General features: G+C 63.0%; 19 protein-coding genes. 8 read left to right on the plus strand and 11 right to left on the minus strand.

Annotated features, from left to right (window positions below; genetic code table 11):
- Positions 1–8: 8 nt before the first annotated feature.
- Together CJO11_RS02470 and CJO11_RS02475 are read left to right on the plus strand one after the other, a co-directional pair.
- Entirely contained in the window at positions 9–1763 is a 1755-nt protein-coding gene (locus CJO11_RS02470) for an N-acyl-D-amino-acid deacylase family protein (protein WP_095011288.1), read from the plus strand.
- Entirely contained in the window at positions 1760–2770 is a 1011-nt protein-coding gene (locus CJO11_RS02475; protein WP_095011289.1) for a zinc-dependent alcohol dehydrogenase family protein, read from the plus strand. The genes CJO11_RS02470 and CJO11_RS02475 overlap by 4 nt, the downstream gene beginning before the upstream one ends.
- Positions 2771–2782: 12 nt before the next feature.
- On the opposite strand, the gene CJO11_RS02480 is transcribed toward CJO11_RS02475, so the two are convergent.
- From CJO11_RS02480 to CJO11_RS02505, 6 genes are all read right to left on the minus strand, one after another.
- Positions 2783–3865: a DUF2855 family protein gene (locus CJO11_RS02480; RefSeq protein WP_095011290.1), complete on the minus strand. Its 1083-nt coding sequence runs from the start codon at positions 3863–3865 to the stop codon at positions 2783–2785.
- Positions 3866–3923: 58 nt separating this feature from the next.
- Entirely contained in the window at positions 3924–5051 is a 1128-nt protein-coding gene (dnaN, locus tag CJO11_RS02485; RefSeq protein ID WP_095011291.1) for a DNA polymerase III subunit beta, read from the minus strand.
- A 196-nt stretch (positions 5052–5247) separates the two neighbouring features.
- A complete protein-coding gene (gene fabG / locus CJO11_RS02490; RefSeq protein WP_095011292.1) occupies positions 5248–5997 on the minus strand; it encodes a 3-oxoacyl-[acyl-carrier-protein] reductase in 750 nt (249 codons plus the stop codon).
- A 5-nt stretch (positions 5998–6002) separates the two neighbouring features.
- The gene (locus CJO11_RS02495) at positions 6003–6608 is read right to left on the minus strand and encodes a class I SAM-dependent methyltransferase (protein ID WP_095011293.1); all 606 of its coding nucleotides are present in this window, start codon (positions 6606–6608) and stop codon (positions 6003–6005) included.
- 4 nt (positions 6609–6612) lie between these two features.
- A complete protein-coding gene (gene fabD / locus CJO11_RS02500) occupies positions 6613–7548 on the minus strand; it encodes an ACP S-malonyltransferase (protein WP_095011294.1) in 936 nt (311 codons plus the stop codon).
- Positions 7549–7577: 29 nt separating this feature from the next.
- Positions 7578–8405, minus strand: a complete 828-nt coding sequence (locus CJO11_RS02505) for an LD-carboxypeptidase (protein WP_095011295.1) — start codon at positions 8403–8405, stop codon at positions 7578–7580.
- Positions 8406–8463: 58 nt separating this feature from the next.
- Here CJO11_RS02505 and CJO11_RS02510 point away from each other — a divergent pair, with 58 nt between their 5' ends.
- Entirely contained in the window at positions 8464–9900 is a 1437-nt protein-coding gene (locus tag CJO11_RS02510; protein ID WP_095011296.1) for a glutamate ligase domain-containing protein, read from the plus strand.
- On the opposite strand, the gene CJO11_RS02515 is transcribed toward CJO11_RS02510, so the two are convergent.
- The gene (locus CJO11_RS02515) at positions 9897–10535 is read right to left on the minus strand and encodes a glutathione S-transferase family protein (RefSeq protein WP_095011297.1); all 639 of its coding nucleotides are present in this window, start codon (positions 10533–10535) and stop codon (positions 9897–9899) included. The two genes, CJO11_RS02510 and CJO11_RS02515, sit on opposite strands and share 4 nt — an antisense overlap.
- A gap of 225 nt (positions 10536–10760) precedes the next feature.
- On the opposite strand from CJO11_RS02515, the gene rpsF reads away from it, so the two are divergent.
- The 5 genes from rpsF to CJO11_RS02540 all read left to right on the plus strand — a co-directional run bounded on the left by rpsF (position 10761) and on the right by CJO11_RS02540 (position 14287).
- Positions 10761–11123: a 30S ribosomal protein S6 gene (rpsF, locus tag CJO11_RS02520; protein WP_095011298.1), complete on the plus strand. Its 363-nt coding sequence runs from the start codon at positions 10761–10763 to the stop codon at positions 11121–11123.
- Positions 11123–11347, plus strand: coding sequence for a 30S ribosomal protein S18 (gene rpsR / locus CJO11_RS02525; protein ID WP_095011299.1), 225 nt, complete (start codon positions 11123–11125; stop codon positions 11345–11347). Before rpsF ends, rpsR begins: the two co-directional genes overlap by 1 nt.
- A 14-nt stretch (positions 11348–11361) precedes the next feature.
- Positions 11362–11994 carry a 50S ribosomal protein L9 gene (rplI, locus tag CJO11_RS02530; protein ID WP_095011300.1) on the plus strand — a complete coding sequence of 211 codons (633 nt, stop codon included), beginning with the start codon at positions 11362–11364 and terminating at the stop codon, positions 11992–11994.
- Positions 11995–12080: 86 nt separating this feature from the next.
- Entirely contained in the window at positions 12081–13520 is a 1440-nt protein-coding gene (locus CJO11_RS02535; protein WP_095011301.1) for an AMP nucleosidase, read from the plus strand.
- The gene (locus CJO11_RS02540) at positions 13517–14287 is read left to right on the plus strand and encodes an SDR family NAD(P)-dependent oxidoreductase (protein WP_095011302.1); all 771 of its coding nucleotides are present in this window, start codon (positions 13517–13519) and stop codon (positions 14285–14287) included. Before CJO11_RS02535 ends, CJO11_RS02540 begins: the two co-directional genes overlap by 4 nt.
- A 6-nt stretch (positions 14288–14293) precedes the next feature.
- Here CJO11_RS02540 and rimK read toward each other — a convergent pair whose 3' ends face one another.
- The 4 genes from rimK to CJO11_RS02560 are packed head-to-tail and all read right to left on the minus strand — an operon-like array spanning position 14294 to position 16874.
- Positions 14294–15199 carry a 30S ribosomal protein S6--L-glutamate ligase gene (gene rimK, locus CJO11_RS02545; protein ID WP_095011303.1) on the minus strand — a complete coding sequence of 302 codons (906 nt, stop codon included), beginning with the start codon at positions 15197–15199 and terminating at the stop codon, positions 14294–14296.
- Positions 15196–15660: an ATP-dependent zinc protease family protein gene (locus tag CJO11_RS02550; protein WP_095011304.1), complete on the minus strand. Its 465-nt coding sequence runs from the start codon at positions 15658–15660 to the stop codon at positions 15196–15198. The genes rimK and CJO11_RS02550 overlap by 4 nt, the downstream gene beginning before the upstream one ends.
- Before the next feature lie 15 nt (positions 15661–15675).
- On the minus strand, positions 15676–16431 hold the full coding sequence (locus CJO11_RS02555; RefSeq protein WP_095011305.1) for an alpha/beta fold hydrolase: 756 nt from the start codon (positions 16429–16431) through the stop codon (positions 15676–15678).
- Positions 16428–16874: a GFA family protein gene (locus CJO11_RS02560; RefSeq protein WP_095011306.1), complete on the minus strand. Its 447-nt coding sequence runs from the start codon at positions 16872–16874 to the stop codon at positions 16428–16430. Before CJO11_RS02560 ends, CJO11_RS02555 begins: the two co-directional genes overlap by 4 nt.
- Positions 16875–16897 lie beyond the last annotated feature (23 nt).

Consider the following 16897-nt stretch of genomic DNA (forward strand, 5'->3'; position numbering starts at 1 on the left):
TCCCTGTCATGCCCGCATTCGACCTGATCATCCGCGGCGGTACCATCGTCGACGGAACCGGCGCGCAACGATTCACCGGAGACGTGGCGATCAAGGACGGCTTGATTGCACAAGTCGGAGAAGTGCGCGGAGACGCAGCAGAGGAATTCGACGCGACCGGTTTGCTGGTCACGCCCGGCTTCGTCGATGTCCACACCCACTACGACGGCCAAGCGACCTGGGACCAGGAGATGGCTCCGAGCAGCTGGCACGGAGTCACAACGGTTGTCATGGGCAACTGCGGCGTCGGCTTCGCGCCGGCTGCGCCCGACCGCCACGAATGGCTGATCGGCCTTATGGAAGGTGTCGAGGACATTCCCGGCACTGCGCTCGCCGAAGGTATGAAGTGGGATTGGGAAACCTTCCCCGAATACCTCGATGCTCTCGAGAAGCTTCCGCGCACGGTCGATGTCGGCACCCACGTCCCGCACGGTGCTGTGCGCGCCTATGTGCTTGGCGACCGCGAACAGCCGGGCGCGATTCCGACAGACGAAGACATCGACGCAATGGGCAAGATCGTCGAGGAAGGGGTGCGCGCCGGCGCGCTCGGTTTTTCCACCAGCCGGACGGTGCTGCATCGCTCCGTCGATGGCGAGGTAGTACCCGGCACGACCGCTACTGCCGACGAACTCGTCGCGATCGGCCGCGCAATGGGCCGCGCCGGACACGGCGTGTTCGAGATGGCCAGCGACATGATGCGCGAGTGGGACGAATTCGGCTGGATGGGCAAGATGAGCCGCGAGACCGGCCTGCCCGTCACCTTCGCCGCGCTCCAGTCGATTGCCAAGGAACTGCCGCTCGAAGAGCAGATCTCATCGATGCGAGCGGAAAACGACAATGGCGCGAACATCGTCGCTCAGATTGCATTACGCGGCAACGGCATCGTGATGGCGTGGCAAGGCACGGTCCATCCCTTCCGCCTCAAACCCAGCTGGCAGGAAATCGCCGAGCTGCCATGGGAGCAACAAAAGGCGAATTTGTTCGATCCCGAGTTCAAAAAGCGGCTGTTAGCCGAAGAGCACGACTTCTCCGAGGTGAACAAGGACATCATCGGTCTGATCATGGTCGTCTGCGGCGGCTGGAACATGCAGTACGAGATGGACCCCGACTTCGACTACGAGCCGCAAGCCGACGAGAGCATCATGGCGCGCGCGGCGGCCGCGGGTGTATCTGGCGACGAATACGCGTACGACCTCCTTTGTCGCGATGACGGAAAGGGATTCATCTACCTTCCGATCCTCAATTACGCCGACGGCAACCTCGATTTTCTCGAGGCTCTTCAAGCGAGCGATGATACCGTGAACTCGCTCAGCGACGGCGGCGCGCACTGCGGTACGATTTGCGACGCAGCGAGCCCTACGTTCATGCTTCAACACTGGGTGCGCGATCGCAAGCGGGGCGGCAAAATCGCCATCGAGCACGCGATCAAGCGCCAATGCCAGGACACCGCGCGGCTCTATGGCCTCGAGGATCGCGGCGTGATTGCCCCGGGCTATCTAGCCGACCTCAACGTGATCGACTTCGACGCTATCAAGCTCGGCAAACCTTGGCTGGCGTTCGACCTACCCGCCGGTGGGAAGCGCCTGTTGCAGAAGGCCGAAGGATATGTCGCGACGATCAAGGGCGGCGAAGTCACCTTCCGCAATGGTGAATGGACCGGCGCAACGCCAGGTGGGTTGATTCGTGGGCCGCAGCAGGTGGCGATGCTGGAGGCTGCCGAATGAAGGCGGTCCGCACCGGCGCATCGCCTTCCACCCTCGAAACTCTCGAATTGGTCGATATCCCGGAAGCAGCCGCGCCCGGGCCGGGTGAAATAACAGTCGCGCTCAAGGCGAGTTCGCTCAACTTCCATGACTTCGCTGTCGTGTCGGGAATGATTCCCGCTGCGCAGGGTCGCATCCCGATGTCGGACGGTGCAGGCGAAGTCATTGCGGTCGGCAGCAACGTCAACGAATTTGCCGTGGGCGATCGCGTTGTCAGCACATTCTTCCCCGATTGGCTCGACGGAGCGCCTCCCGCGACTGCATTTCGCGGGGTGCCGGGTGACGGGATCGACGGCTACGCCCGCGAGGCGATCACTGCACCGACGACCTGGTTCACGCGCGCACCGGCGGGTTACAGCTATGCCGAAGCGGCAACGCTGACATGTGCCGGTCTCACAGCATGGCGCGCGCTGTTCGTCGACGGCAGTACCAAACCGGGCGACATCGTGCTGATCCAGGGTACCGGCGGGGTGTCGATCTTTGCGCTCCAGTTCGCCAAGGCAGCAGGCGCGACGGTGATCGCAACCAGTTCGAGCGCGGAGAAGCTGAACAAGCTCAACGCGCTGGGGGCCGACCATCTGATCAACTACAAGGAAGTCGAAGCCTGGGGGCCGCACGCGCTGGCCCTCACCGGAGGTCGCGGAGTGGATACCGTGGTCGAGATCGGCGGTCCGGGTACGCTCGACCAGTCGATGCTCGCCACCCGCGTAGGTGGTCACATTGCCCTGATCGGGGTACTCACCGGCGTTGCGGGACCGGTCCAAACCGCATTGTTGATGGCCAAGAACCTGCGCGTACAGGGCCTGACCGTCGGCAGCAGGGCGCAGCAACTCGCGATGATCGCGGGGATCGAAGCCAACGGGATCAAGCCCGTAATCAGCGATACGTTCCCGCTGGCGGATCTGGCCGACGCCTTCCGCCACCAGATCGCCAACAAGCACTTCGGCAAGATCGCTGTCGCGATCTGAACCGAATCACGCTCAGGGCTCGATGACGATCCCCGTCGAAGGGTCGATCTTCCCTGCCAGCGTGTCGAGATAGGCGCGGCGCGCGGCCTCGAGGCCTGCTTTCCGGTCGATCCGTATCGAGCCTGAGACCGAAGCGAGAAACTGCCCCCAGGCTTTCGCGATCATGGCGACCGCCTCTTGCGGGCCAACCTCTTTGAACAGCGCAACCGCATGATCGGGCGCGAAAAACAGGGTCGGTGGCGGGCCCGGCAGGGCCTCATCAGAAGCAAGCGTACTCGTGCGTGCTTCGACGTGGGTCGCGCCAACGAGGCACGAATACTTCAGGTTATCCTGAAGCGTTCGGTGGACCTCGCCGAGAAGCGCTGCATTTCCCGCAAAATCGACCGACACGCTCGGCTCTTGAGGAAGCGCCACTACATCGTCGTAGGACAACACCTCGTCATAGAGCCCGCTTTCGCGCACGAAACTGACGTTCCCCGAAGAGGTCAGCCCGATCCGCCTGACCTGCGGCGAGTTCTGGCTGGCGACGCTCGCCAGCCCCATCGCGGTCTTCGATGAGGCGCTGGTCAAGATCACCTGCTCAGCACCGAACCAGCCGTTCGCGCGCATGAAGTAATCGATCAGGAACCCGGTCTTGAACAGAGGGCCGAATATCATCCGTTCGCCTTCGTGCATCGGATCGTGCTCGGGATCGGCGGCAAGCCGGGAATACTGGTTGTAGATCGGGCTCATCGGCTGCCGGTGCGCCGAAGTATCGACAAACCCGGAAGGCGAAACGCTGCCGGGCACGACATCGAGATGCGTGCCCATAGGCAGATATCCGTAGACCCGTTCCCCGACGGCGACATCGGGACAATTGCTCTCGATGACCTCGGCGTGCCCCCACATCGGCACGATGCCCTTGCCTTCGGGTGCCGGGAAAAAATTCCAATATCCGAACCCGTCACCGACAACCGCATAAGTGACGTTATTCGCCGTCACCGAGAAGCTCTCGATCTCCAGCCGCACAGCGCCCTCGCCCAACGGCTCCTGTACCACATCGGCCAGCTCGGCCTGGTCGAGTTGCTGCTTGGTGACGTGAACTTGCTGGGCCATGCCGTACTCTCCTCTTCGGGAGAGCAAGCTAGCGCGACCGAACGGCCAATGCGAGCGCTTACACCCGCATCGGCATCAGCACGTAAAGTGCCGGGCTCTTCTCGTCCTGCCGAATCAGGGTCGGCGCACCAGCGTCGGCCAAGTGCATCTCTACCGTATCACTGTCGATTTGGTGGAGGATGTCCTTGAGATAATTGGCGTTGAAGCCGATTTCGAAGCCTTCGGCGCGATAGTCTGCCGGGACTTCTTCCGCCGCAGTCCCGTTGTCCGGGCTGGTAACCGACAACGTGACCTTGTCGTTCTCTAGCCCCATCTTGACCGCGCGGGTCTTCTCGGTGGCGATCGTCGCCACACGGTCGACGCCTTCGTAAAGGCTCCTGGGATCGAGCTTGAGCAGCTTGTCGTTGCCGGTCGGGATCACGCGCGAATAGTCGGGGAAGGTGCCGTCGATCAGCTTGCTGGTAAGGACCACCCCGCCCTCGCCGCCAAGCGTGAAGCGGATCTTGCTCGCCGAAAGGTCGACCTGGACGTTGCCGTCGAGCGCTTCGTCGAGCAACTTGCGCAATTCGGCGACCGCTTTGCGCGGCACGATTACATCGGGCATTCCCTCTGCACCTTCCGGGCGCGGGATCGTGAACCGGGCGAGCCGGTGCCCGTCGGTAGCCGCCGCCTTCAGCACCGGCTGTTCTTCATCCGAAACGTGGAAGAAGATGCCGTTGAGGTAATAGCGGGTTTCCTCGGTACTGATCGCGAAGCGCGTGCGGTCGATCAGGTCGGCGAGCGTCTTGGCGGGAATCTCGAAGCTCGTCGGCAGGTCGCCCTCGACGATCACCGGGAAATCGTCGCGCGGAAGCGTCGGCAGCTGGAACCGGCTGCGCCCGGCCTTTACGACCATTCGGTTGTCGGCGGTTTCGAGGCTGACCTGGCTGCCTTCTGGCAACTTGCGGGCGATATCGAACAGGAGGTGCGCCGAAACCGTGATCGCGCCGCCAGCGTCAACCGATGCTGCCGCGATATTTTCTACCACCTGCAGGTCGAGGTCGGTTGCCATGACCTTGAGCGAACCGCCGTCCGACGCGTCGAGCAAGACGTTCGACAAGATAGGGATCGTGTTGCGCCGCTCCACGACCGACTGGACGTGGGAAAGACACCTGAGGAGTGTCGCGCGTTCGATGGTGGCCTTCATCGGTGCTCTTTCAGCCTTCTGTGCGCGCTCGCGACCGGAATCGCCCGCCAGCGCCGGAATGTGTCCTTCGAACCTTAGCGATGGTGTGGGGCGGGACAAGGGCACGGGGCTCCGCTTGGCAACGGCAAGCTCGATTCCTTGGGGATAATTGCCGCTAAACGCCTCTCAGAAGCCGCTTAGCGCGGTTTTGTGGCCATCAGAGCATTGCCATACCGCCGTTAACGTGCAGCGTCTGTCCGGTGATGTAGCCGGCTTCCTTCGAGGCCAAATAGGCGACCGCCGCACCGATATCGCTTCCCTCGCCCATCCGTGCCATTGGGATCTTCGCATTGATCGCATCCTTCTGCGCATCGGAAAGTGCATCGGTCATCGCTGTGCGAATGAAACCGGGCGCGACGCAATTGACGGTAATCCCGCGGCTGGCGAGCTCCTGCGCCAGGCTTTTGCTCATTGCGGTCAGGCCGCCTTTCGCAGCGGTATAGTTCATCTGGCCGGGATTGCCGGTCGCGCCGACAACGCTGGTGATCGAGATCATCCGGCCGAACCGGGCTTTCATCATCGGCTTGGCCGCTGCACGCATCAGGCGAAACGACGCCTCGAGATTGACCCTGATCACCTGGTCCCACTCGTCATCCTTCATCCGCATCGCGAGGTTGTCGCGGGTGATCCCGGCATTGTTCACGAGGATGTCGAGCTGCCCCAGCGTGTCGATTGCGGCAGGAACGAGATGCTCGACGCTTTCGGAATTCGACAGGTCGCAGGTAATCTCGACATGATCGCCGCCGATATCCTCGTTGAGCTCTTCGCGGAAACTCCGCAGCTTGTCGGCGTTCGAGCCCGAGAGCGCAAGGCGCGCACCCTGCGAAGCGAGCGTGCGCGCGATGGAAGAACCGATGCCGCCGCTCGCCCCGGTTACGAGTGCGGTCATTCCTGTCAGATCGAACATCTCAATTACTCCCCGATCGGTTTGCGGGCGAGAAACTGTACCGTTTCGCTCAGCCCGTGATGATACTTGCCTTCGTTGACCTCGCGTTCGACTTCGCGCGCGATGACGATGTCTAGAGCTGCGAAATCCTGCCGCAGCATGGCCTCGGTGAAAGTCCGCTCGCTCTGCGCGGGCGGCGGACCGCCAAAGCCCGGAAGCTCGTATTTGCGGGGCGTGTAAGCCTCAATCAGCACAGTCCCGCCCGGCTTGAGCGCGCGGACGATACGCGCGTGCACGCCGATGCGAAACGGCGGTGGCAGGTGGACGAAAATCGACACGATCGAGTCCCATCGTTCCGCGCCCATGTCGAAGTCAGCAAGATCGCCTACAACCGTCTGGATAGTCACGCCCCGCGCTGCGGCAAGTTCCTGCGCCCTGCCGAGCCCGACCGCAGACTGGTCCATCGCCGTAACCTCGAACCCGCTTTGCGCGAGCCAGACTCCGTTGCGCCCCTGCCCATCGGCCAAGCACAAGCATTTACCCTTGCGAAGCGAAGCGGTTTCATCCCGCAGGAAGTCGTTCGGCTGGTCACCGTAAGCCAGTTCCGCTTCGCTGAAGCGTTTGTCCCACATCGCGTCAGAGCGCCTTTGCCAGTGCTTCGAGGTCGTCCATTGAAATAACGCTGTATACGCTGGAATCCCCGTCGATCCGCCCGATCATCGGTCCGAGCACCTTGCCGCCCAGCTCGACGAATTCCGCGACCCCCGCCTCACGCATCGCCAGCACGCTTTCGCGCCAGCGCACGCGCCCGCACACCTGCTTTACCAGCAGGTCTTGCTCGATCGCAGGATCGGAAACGGCAGAAGCAGTGACATTGGCATAAAGCGGCAGCGCCAGCGCTCCCGGCGGAGTTGCCGCCAACGCCTCGGCCATCGCGTCCGCAGCCGGTTGCATCATGTCGCAGTGGAACGGCGCGGAGACGGGCAGCAAAATACCGCGCTTGATGCCGTAGTCTTTCACAAGCCCCACCGCGCGATCGATCGCTGCCTTCGCGCCGGATAAGACAACCTGCGTCGGATCGTTGTCGTTGGCGACTTGGCAAATTTCGCCTTCAGCAGCCGAATCGGCCAAGGCCTGCGCCTTTTCGAGGTCAGCCCCAAGGAGCGCGCACATCGCTCCCTCACCAACCGGCACCGCCGCCTGCATAGCCCGCCCACGCAGCTTGAGTAACCGGGCGGTATCGGCAAGACCAAATGCACCCACGGCACACAACGCGGTGTACTCGCCGAGCGAGTGTCCGGCGACGCAATCGCCCTTGTCCACCAGCGAAACGCCGAACTCCTGCTCGAGCACCCGCAGCGTGGCAATCGCGTTCGCCATGATCGCAGGCTGGGCATTCTCGGTCAGCGTGAGCTGGTCTTCCGGCCCCTCGGTCATGATCGCCGAGAGCTTCTGGCCGAGCGCATCGTCGACTTCTTCGAACACCGCGCGCGCGGCGGCGCTGGCAGCTGCCAGCTCGGTGCCCATTCCGACCTTCTGGCTCCCCTGCCCGGGGAAAACGAACGCTCTCATCGTATTCTCCTGAATCGTTGCCTGCGCGCCTATGCGCCAAGCGGCGGCGCGGCAAGGCCGAAGGGAACGATACGGTTGTCGGCAGTATGCCCGAACTCGGCGCGCCCGAGGTAAGGCACCCCTGCCCGCTCGCACCAGAACTGCGCGATTTCCTCCGCCGTCTGTCCGAACGGGCGGTCGTTTTCGGGCACGTCGGTGACCGAGCCGAGACGAAGCCCTGCAATGCCTTTCAGGTATGGCATCAGCGCAAAGAACAGCCGGTCGATCGCGTAAAGATACTCGTGCACTTCCTCGACCATCACGACGTGGCCGGTAAGGTCGGGCATCAGCGGCGTTCCGCTGAGCATCACCAGCGTGATCAGGTTGAAGGCAACGGTCGGCTGCTTGCCGATCGTCGGCTCGAGCCCTTCCTCGCTCCCGGCAAACCAGGCCAGCGAACGCAGCACGCACGCCCCGTTGTCGTTGCGCCCCACGTCGACCGGCATCGGTCCGCTGATCGGACGCCCGATCCTGTTGCGATAGAGTCCGGCAAGCAGGTACCCGCAGTCCGAATACCCGATGTAGGCCTTCTTCTTCGCGGAGGCGTTCATCCGCGCAATCGCATCCTCGGCGATCCGGTCGGAGCCGTAACCGCCGCGCGCGAACCACACTGCATCGACCGTCGGGTCGTTAGCGCAATCGAGCAGCGCCAATAGCCGCTCCTCGTCGATCCCGGCGAAATGGCCAGCTTCGGCAAAGCACTGTGGATGAAAATCGAGCGTCAGGTGCGGGAAACTGGACTTGGCCAGCGCAGTCACCTTTTCAGACACCTCTGGTCTGATCGGAGCGCCGGGCGCGCAAATCGCGATGCGGGTCATGCGCGCTTCATATCAGCCGGTTCACATTTGACGAGTCCCGCACTAGCCAGAGAGCTGCATGACCCAGACCGCCAACCTTGCCGACACGCCCTGGTTCTTCTGCGGAATCGGCGGATCGGGAATGCTCCCGCTGGCGCAGATCCTGCACGGCCTCGGGGCAGAAGTCGCCGGGTCGGATCGCAGCCATGATCAAGGGCGCACCCCGCAAAAGTTCGAATGGCTCGAAGAACACGGCTTCACGCTGTTTCCGCAGGATGGCAGCGGAGTCTCCGCGGGCAATCAGGTCATCGTCGCCAGCGCTGCAGTGGAAGACACGGTGCCCGAGATGGTTCGCGCTTCCGAATTGGGCTGCCGCCGGATGTCACGCGCGCAATTGCTCTCGACTCTCTTCAACGCAGCCGAAAGCAGCATTGCGGTTGCCGGGACAAGCGGCAAATCGACCACCACCGCGATGCTCGGCTGGATACTTCACAAGGCGGGCCGCGATCCGACGATCATGAACGGCGCGGTCATGAAGAACTTCGTCACGAGCGAAACCCCATATGCCAGCGCCCGGGTCGGCGGCGGCGATCTGTTCATTAGCGAAGTCGACGAAAGCGACGGGTCGATCGCGCTCTATCGCCCATCGGTCGGCCTGCTGCTTAACGTCAGCCTCGATCACAAGTCGATGGAGGAGCTGCGCCAGCTCTTCGGCGATTTCCTCCATGTATCCGTGGCACGCGCGGTCAACTTCGACAGCGCTGAAGTGCGCACACTCGCTACGGGCCTGGGCAACCTGACCAGTTTCGCGATCGACGCTCAGGACGCGGACCTCGTGATCGAGCCAGGCAGCATCGACGACGGCCAGGTCGCGATCGCTGCAACCATTGTCGACCGGCGCGACGAAAGCCGTCACCCGCTCAGGATCGCGATGCCCGGCCGCCACAACCTTGCCAATGGACTCGCGGCGATCGCTGCCGCCAGCGCGGCGGGGGTTGCGGTGGCGGAAGCAACCAAGGCGCTGGACAGCTTTACCGGCCTCGCCCGCCGGTTCGATATAATCGGGACCACCGACAGCGGCGTGAGCGTGATCGACGACTTCGGGCACAATCCTGAAAAGTGCGCCGCGACCCTGCGCACCCTAAAGGCACATCCGGGCCGGGTGATCGTATTCTTCCAGCCCCACGGCTACGGCCCCCTGCGCCAGATGGGCGACGAACTGGCCGAAACCTTCGTATCCGAACTGGGAGACGGCGACCGCGTGATGTTCTCGGACCCTGTCTATTTCGGCGGAACTGTCGATCGTAGCGAAGGGTCCGAACGGATCATCCGGTTGATCGAAGCCGGAGCGGACGCTGACGGCAAGGAAATCCAGGCCGACTATATCCCGACCCGCAAGGCCATCGCCGACAGGATCGTGCAGCTGGCACGGCCGGGAGACCGGATCGTGGTGATGGGCGCGCGCGACGATACTCTGACGGGCTTCGCGCGCGATATCTTCCAGCGGCTTGCCTAGATGGCGGCAGGACCGGCAGATTCGCGTACTTGGGCGCGGCGATAGCCCTCGCGGTCCTTGAGCCGCTCTCGATACGCCTTGAGCGGTTCGGGCACGCCTTCATCCAACCCGACGCGTTCGGCCAGCATCAACGCATACCCGCAGCAGATATCCGCCACCGTGAAGCGGTCGGCACACAGGAACTTGCGGCCTTCCAGTCGCTGCTCCAGCTTTACCAAGCGCTTCCAGAACCATTTGGCATAGGCATAGCCTGCCTCTTCGAACCCCTTGTCCTTCTCGAACAAGGCGAACCGCATGAAGACCGTTTGCGGAAACGTGATCGTCGCGTCGGCGTGATAAGTGAAGTCGCAATAGGCGGCATAGTCGGGCTGGCCAGGAGCCACCGCGAGAGGCGTGAATCCTTCCTTCGTCGCGAGGTAGTGCGCGATGGCGCAACTTTCGGTCATCCGTACGTCGCCATCGACCAGCAGCGGCACCGTGCCGAGCGGGTTTTGCTCGAGATACTCAGGTGCCAGGTAGCGCGGCGGGAACGGGAGCAGTTCCAGCTCCAGCTCGACCCCGGCTTCTTCTGCAGCCCATGTCGCACGAAATCCGCGCGAACCTGCGCACGTATATAGGACCGGAGCCCCGGTCATCGGACGGCGATCAATCTGTCAGACACAATCCCACCCCTTTGCGATAAACGAGCCGTTGGATCGCCGGATTGCCGCTTGTCGAAGTGCCGCGCAAGGCTTGCAATTGCCGTCGATCCCGCTATGTGCGCGCCTTCCCTGCCGCAAGGCGGGGATCAAGAAAGCCGGAGGGGCCCCGTGGATCCGCCACGGATCAGCCAGCGATCGGCATTGTGAAAGGACGCGACAATGGCTCTGTACGAGCACATTTTCCTCGCGCGCCAGGACCTGAGCCAGGCTCAGGTCGATGCACTGGCCGCGACCGCCACCGAGATCGTCGAGAAGCTCGACGGCAAGGTGACGAAGACCGAGACCTGGGGTCTCAAAAGCCTCGCCTACAAGATCGACCGCAATCGCAAGGCGCACTTCGTGCTGCTCAACATCGATGCCCCGGGCGCCGTGGTTGAAGAGCTCGAGCGCCAGACGCGCATCAACGAAGATGTGATCCGTTACATGACGATCCGTGTCGAAGAGCACGAGGACGGCCCGAGCGTGATGATGCGTAAGGGCGATCGTGATCGCAAACGCCGTGACCGTGAGGAGCACGATTGATGGCCCGCCCGTTTTTCCGCCGTCGCAAGTCCTGCCCGTTCTCGGGCAAGAGCGCGCCTAAGATCGATTACAAGGACGTGCGCCTGCTGCAGGGCTTCATGTCCGAACGCGGCAAGATCGTTCCGAGCCGCATCACCGCCGTTTCGGCCAAGAAGCAGCGCGAGCTGGCCAAGGCCATCAAGCGGGCACGCCACATCGGCCTGCTGCCCTACATCGTGAAGTAAGGAGGGCAGAACCGATGGATATCATCCTGCTCGAACGCATCGCCAACCTCGGCGGCATGGGCGACGTCGTGACCGTCAAGGACGGTTATGCGCGCAACTTCCTGCTGCCGCAGAAAAAGGCGCTGCGCGCCAACGAAGCCAACAAGAAAGTGTTCGAGGCCAACCGCGACCGGCTCGAAAAGGAAAACGCCGAGCGCCGCACCGACGCCGAAAAGGCTGGCGCGAAGCTCGACGGTGTCGAGATCGTGCTGATCCGCGCTTCCTCGAACGCCGGCCACCTCTACGGCTCGGTCAACGTCCGCGACGTGGTGCTGGGCCTTGAGGAAAAGGGTCACGCGGTCGACAAGCGTCAGGTCGTGATGGGCCACCCGATCAAGGTGCTGGGCATCCACGACGTGACGATCGCGCTTCACCCCGAAGTGCACGTGACCGTGAAAGCCAATGTTGCCCGTTCGGACGACGAAGCCGAACTGCAGCGCCAGGGCGTCGACGTGATCGGCCAGATGGCCGAGGAAGAGCGCGCCGAGAGCGAAGGCTTCACTGAAGCCGTCGATCCGACGCTCGAACCCGGCGAAATCCCGGCCGACCTGCTCGAGGACGCTCCGGCAACAGCCGAGGCGGAAAAGGCCGACGACGCAGACGCCTGACCCGGCATTCAAACGATTATGACGAGGGCGCGGTCCGCAAGGGTCGCGCCCTTTTCGTTTGTTCGCTCGCGCGCTATCTGCTCGCGATGAAAAATATCGAATCAATAATAATTGAACTCAAGGCGCACTACGAACGCGCCGTTACCACCCTCCGCGATGATATCCTGGCTTTCGCCGACAACGGCACGCTTCCTGCACCGGGCAAGCGCAGCGATGGCAGCTACGCTTATCCCGAACTTCGGCTCCATTTCGCAGGCGAAGGCAACCCGACCGACCGTTCGCGCGCATTCGGGCGACTCGAAACCGAAGGGACCTATACAACCACGATCACGAGGCCCGAACTGTTCGAGGATTACCTGCGCGAACAGCTTGGCCTGATCGCCAGCGACTACGAAGTCGAGGTGGAAGTCGGCAGTTCCAGTCAGGAGATCCCGTTCCCCTATGTACTCGATGGGGAGCAGGGCGCGCGGATGGCCGGAATCGCCCCGCAAGAACTCGCCAAGCATTTTCCCTCAACCGACCTCGCGCTGATCGGTGACGAGCTGGCGGACGGGATCAATTTCGGGTTCGAAAACGAGCCGCTGCCGCTCTCGCTGTTCGACGGGTTGCGGACCGATTACTCGCTGGCGCGGCTGGCCCACTATACCGGCACGCGGACCGAAGACTTCCAGCACTTCATCCTGTTCACCAACTACCACCGATATGTCGATGAATTCGTTGACTGGGGTGCGCGGCAGATCGGCTCGCATGGCTATACCGGCCTGACCGGAGCTGGCGGGCTTTCGATTGACCGGGCGACTGAAAATGCGCGCGAGCAATTGTCGGACACTGCGTGGCGCAGGCACCAGATGCCGGCTTATCACCTGATGCGTGGCGACAAGGCGGGCATCACGTTGGTGAACATCGGTGTCGGTCCTTCCAATGCCAAGACGATCTGCGACCACCTGGCAGTGTTGCGCCCGCACAGCTGGCTGATGATCGGCCACTGCGGGGGGCTGCGTTCGAGCCAGAAGATCGGCGACTTCGTGCTCGCGCATGCATATCTGCGCGACGACCACGTTCTCGATGGGGTACTTCCCCCTGAAATCCCGATCCCGCCTATTGCCGAAGTCCAGCAGGCGCTTGCCGGAGCGGCAGAGTCGGTCTCGGGCACGCAAGGTGCCAACCTCAAGAAGCGGATGCGCACGGGCACCGTCGTCACCACCGACGACCGCAACTGGGAACTGCTCTATTCGCGTTCGGCCATGCGGTTTTCGCAAAGCCGCGCAATCGCGATCGAGATGGAGAGCGCGACCATCGCCGCGCAGGGATATCGCTTCCGCGTTCCCTACGGCACCCTGCTGTGTGTCAGCGACAAGCCGCTCCACGGCGAGATAAAGCTACCCGGACAAGCGAACCAGTTCTACGAGGAAGCGATCGCCGCGCACCTGCAGATGGGCATCGAGGCCTGCCACCGCCTGCGCGCCGAAGGCGACCGCCTGCACAGTCGGAAGCTTCGCGCCTTCAACGAGCCGCCGTTCCGATGAGTAGCGTTGGCCTCTCGCGTTCGGTTGCGGGTCGCAAGGCGATCGTCACGGGCGCGGCAAGCGGCATGGGCCGTGCCACGGCGCTGTTGCTTGCAGAAGAAGGCGCACAAGTCGCAGTGACCGACCGCGACCTTGCCGGATGCGAAGCGGTCGCTACAGAGGCTGGTCCCAACGCGCACCCGTTCGCGCTCGATGTCGGCAATGCAGTGGCCATCGCCAGCACGGTCCCGCAAATTGCCGAGGCGCTGGGCGGGATCGATATCCTCGTGAACAACGCGGGCGTTTCTTCGTTCGCGCCGCTCGACGCGGGCGAGGAATACGATGCGACGTGGGATCGCGCGCTTGCTGTCATGCTCACGGCGCACCAGCGAATGGTGCGCGCTGCCCTGCCCTGGCTACGGCAAAGCGATGCCGCCCGAATCGTTAACGTCGCATCGACCGAAGGATTGGGCGCGACACCGGGAGATACGCCGTATGTCGCCGCCAAATCGGGTGTTGTCGGACTGACCCGCGGACTGGCGGTCGATCTCGGCAAGGATGGCATCACGGTCAACTGCGTGTGCCCCGGCCCGATCCGCACCGCCATGACCGACGCTATCCCAGCCGAACACAAGGCGATCTTCGCCAACCGCCGCACGGCCCTGCGACGCTATGGCGAGCCGGAGGAAGTTGCGCACATCACGCTGAGCCTGGTGCTGCCCGCAGCAAGTTTCATTACCGGCGCTGTGATCCCGGTCGATGGCGGACTCATGGCGCGCAACGCCTGAGGCGGTCTAGCCCTTCCCCTTGGTCCTGGTTTTCCCGGCCACGGCGTTGTCCTCGATGAACTTGATGATCATCCCGGCAATATCCTTGCCGGTCGCTTCCTCGATGCCTTCGAGCCCGGGCGACGAGTTGACCTCCATGATCACCGGTCCGTGATTGGAACGGAGCATATCGACCCCGCACACGTTGAGCCCCATCCGCTTGGCCGCGCGGACCGCGGTCGAGCGTTCCTCCGGTGTGATCTTGATCAGCGTGGCGCTACCGCCCCGGTGCAAATTGGAGCGGAAATCATCGGGCGCGCCGGTCCGCTGCATCGCCGCGACGACCTTTCCGCCGACGACCAGTGCGCGAATATCCGTCCCTCCCGCCTCCTTGATGAACTCCTGCACGAGGATATTTACATTCGCTCCGCGAAACGCCTCGATCACAGACTTCGCGCTGGCTTCGGTTTCGGCCAGCACGACCCCGATCCCCTGCGTGCCTTCGAGCAGTTTGATGACCACCGGCGGCCCGTTGACCGCCTTGATTATCTCGCTGGTCTGCTTGGGATCGTGGGCAAAGGCAGTCAGCGGCAGGCCGAGGCCGTGCTTGGCGAGGATCTGCATCGAGCGGAGCTTGTCCCGGCTACGCCCGATCGCCACGCTCTCGTTCAGCGGCCACACGCCCGCCATCTCGAACTGGCGCAGGATCGCCAGCCCATAGTTGGTAATCGACGCGCCGATACGCGGGATCACTGCGTCGTATCCACTGATCGTCCTGCCTTCGTACGCCACAGTCGGGCGATGACTGGCGATCTGCACGGTACACCGGAGCGTGTTGAGTATGTCGAGTTCGTGCCCGCGCGATTTGGCCGCCTCGACCAGGCGCTGGTGCGAATAGAGCGACGCATTACGCGCCAGCATCGCGATTTTCATTTGAGCAATGTCCTGCGTTCGGCGGCGTCCGACTGGAGATACGAACGCCCGCTATCGACGAGAAAGCGCCCCCTTAGTGCGGTGCGACCGATGAGGATAGGGAATTTCATGTCGGAGCGATCACTAAGGCTGAATTCCGCTGGGAACAGCAGGCTACCGATGCGAAGTTGCGTCTTGATGATAGGGCGCGATTCGGTCTCGCCATTCGAACTGGTGATTGTGCGCCGGTCTACCCGCGGAACTTCCACGGTTACCGGCTCGCTCGAGCCATGCCCGACATCGAGCAGGAAGCGAAGCCAGCGCTGCCCGTCGCGCTCGAACCGTTCGACCTCGCTAGCGTGCAAGCTGGAGGTGCGCGCGCCGGTGTCGATCTTGGCCGGGATCCGGGCCGACGTTAGATCGGGCAGCGCGACCAATTCGCGCCACCCGACCAGTGCCCGATCGTTCTCCCTGCTTGCCACTACGCCTTGCGCCGATCAGCCGGTCAGGAAGTCGGCTATGGCTTGGCCGAGATCAGCGTGCGTGACCGAGCCCATATGAGTCCCCGGCACTTCTGCAAGCGTGGCGTCGGGCAAGGCCTCGACCAGCCTGCGGGGATCGCCATTATCGCGATCCTCGGTGCCGCAGACAACCAGAGTGGGCATGGCGATCACTGCGAGGTCCGCCGGATCGGTGTCCGCAATCGAAGCGATCAACAGCCCCACAGCTTCGCGATCGGTCCCGCTTGTCTTGAGGAACTGCTGCGCGAAATAGGCCGGATCGCCGGGTTTGATCGTGCCGAAACGGGCGATCACGTCTTCGAAGTATTGCCTCCTCCGCAGCCACCCGGTGACCCCTTCGAGGCCCATCCCACCGAGGACGAGACGGCGCGGGCGCAGGCCCGAGACGACACCCCTAACCGAAGTGCGCGAGCCGAGCGAGAAGCCGACAAGGTCGAAATCACCTAAGTCGAGGTGCGCAACAAGCGCCGCCAGGTCGAGCGCCAGCACATCGGGCGGATAGGCCGCCGGATCGTGCGGCGCAGCGCTCTGGCCGTGCGCGCGCAAGTCGGGCATGATCGCTTCGAACCCGGCATCGGCGAGCAGTTGCGCATGGCCGAAACGGATCCAGTTGGTTTCGGCGCTCGAAAACAGGCCATGGAGAAGCAGTACGGACCGCCCTGCGCCCAATCGGTGGAGCGCCATCTCGTCGCCACCGAACCCGGGATAACTCTCGGTTCTGACGTTGGTCATTCGGGTACCTCGAGTCCGGCCGCGTGCCAGCGATCGGCAACGCTCTTTGTTTCATCGCTGCGCTGTCGCGGAAGAGCGCTGGTATCAAGCCATGCTTCATGGATCGATTCGGCTCCGGCGTGGGCGACAGGCACGAAGCCCGACGGGTCATCGAAACTCCCGACGGTCAAATCCATCCCGGTGCCATCGTTGAACATGAATCCGAGCGGCGTGCCGCAGCGCGAACAGAATGGTCGGCGCGCAATAGGGCTGCTGGCGTACCAGTCTGGCTCGCTTTCCCAGGCGACCGCCTCGAACGGAAGTTGCACGAATGCCGCTGCAACTCCGCCGGTAGCCTTCTGGCACATCCGGCAGTGGCAAAGGTATGCCTCCGCCTTACTGACATCGGCATGATAGCGAACGCGGCCGCACTGGCAGCCACCACTCGAGGTCTTTTCGGTCATGTCCTCCCCTTAGCGCGACTGCT

Origin of the sequence: Tsuneonella mangrovi (assembly GCF_002269345.1) — a bacterium.
Taxonomy (GTDB): domain Bacteria; phylum Pseudomonadota; class Alphaproteobacteria; order Sphingomonadales; family Sphingomonadaceae; genus Tsuneonella; species Tsuneonella mangrovi.

Coding starts and splice junctions, on each gene's coding strand:
- CJO11_RS02540 (WP_095011302.1), top strand. CDS start 13,517: ATGAGTAGCGTTGGCCTCTCGCGTTCGGTTGCGGGTCGCAAGGCGATC.
- CJO11_RS02495 (WP_095011293.1), bottom strand. CDS start 6,608: ATGTGGGACAAACGCTTCAGCGAAGCGGAACTGGCTTACGGTGACCAG.
- rpsR (WP_095011299.1), top strand. CDS start 11,123: ATGGCCCGCCCGTTTTTCCGCCGTCGCAAGTCCTGCCCGTTCTCGGGC.
- rimK (WP_095011303.1), bottom strand. CDS start 15,199: ATGAAAATCGCGATGCTGGCGCGTAATGCGTCGCTCTATTCGCACCAG.
- CJO11_RS02480 (WP_095011290.1), bottom strand. CDS start 3,865: ATGGCCCAGCAAGTTCACGTCACCAAGCAGCAACTCGACCAGGCCGAG.
- CJO11_RS02535 (WP_095011301.1), top strand. CDS start 12,081: ATGAAAAATATCGAATCAATAATAATTGAACTCAAGGCGCACTACGAA.
- CJO11_RS02560 (WP_095011306.1), bottom strand. CDS start 16,874: ATGACCGAAAAGACCTCGAGTGGTGGCTGCCAGTGCGGCCGCGTTCGC.
- CJO11_RS02555 (WP_095011305.1), bottom strand. CDS start 16,431: ATGACCAACGTCAGAACCGAGAGTTATCCCGGGTTCGGTGGCGACGAG.
- dnaN (WP_095011291.1), bottom strand. CDS start 5,051: ATGAAGGCCACCATCGAACGCGCGACACTCCTCAGGTGTCTTTCCCAC.
- rplI (WP_095011300.1), top strand. CDS start 11,362: ATGGATATCATCCTGCTCGAACGCATCGCCAACCTCGGCGGCATGGGC.
- CJO11_RS02470 (WP_095011288.1), top strand. CDS start 9: ATGCCCGCATTCGACCTGATCATCCGCGGCGGTACCATCGTCGACGGA.
- CJO11_RS02515 (WP_095011297.1), bottom strand. CDS start 10,535: ATGACCGGGGCTCCGGTCCTATATACGTGCGCAGGTTCGCGCGGATTT.
- CJO11_RS02505 (WP_095011295.1), bottom strand. CDS start 8,405: ATGACCCGCATCGCGATTTGCGCGCCCGGCGCTCCGATCAGACCAGAG.
- CJO11_RS02510 (WP_095011296.1), top strand. CDS start 8,464: ATGACCCAGACCGCCAACCTTGCCGACACGCCCTGGTTCTTCTGCGGA.
- fabD (WP_095011294.1), bottom strand. CDS start 7,548: ATGAGAGCGTTCGTTTTCCCCGGGCAGGGGAGCCAGAAGGTCGGAATG.
- fabG (WP_095011292.1), bottom strand. CDS start 5,997: ATGTTCGATCTGACAGGAATGACCGCACTCGTAACCGGGGCGAGCGGC.
- CJO11_RS02475 (WP_095011289.1), top strand. CDS start 1,760: ATGAAGGCGGTCCGCACCGGCGCATCGCCTTCCACCCTCGAAACTCTC.
- rpsF (WP_095011298.1), top strand. CDS start 10,761: ATGGCTCTGTACGAGCACATTTTCCTCGCGCGCCAGGACCTGAGCCAG.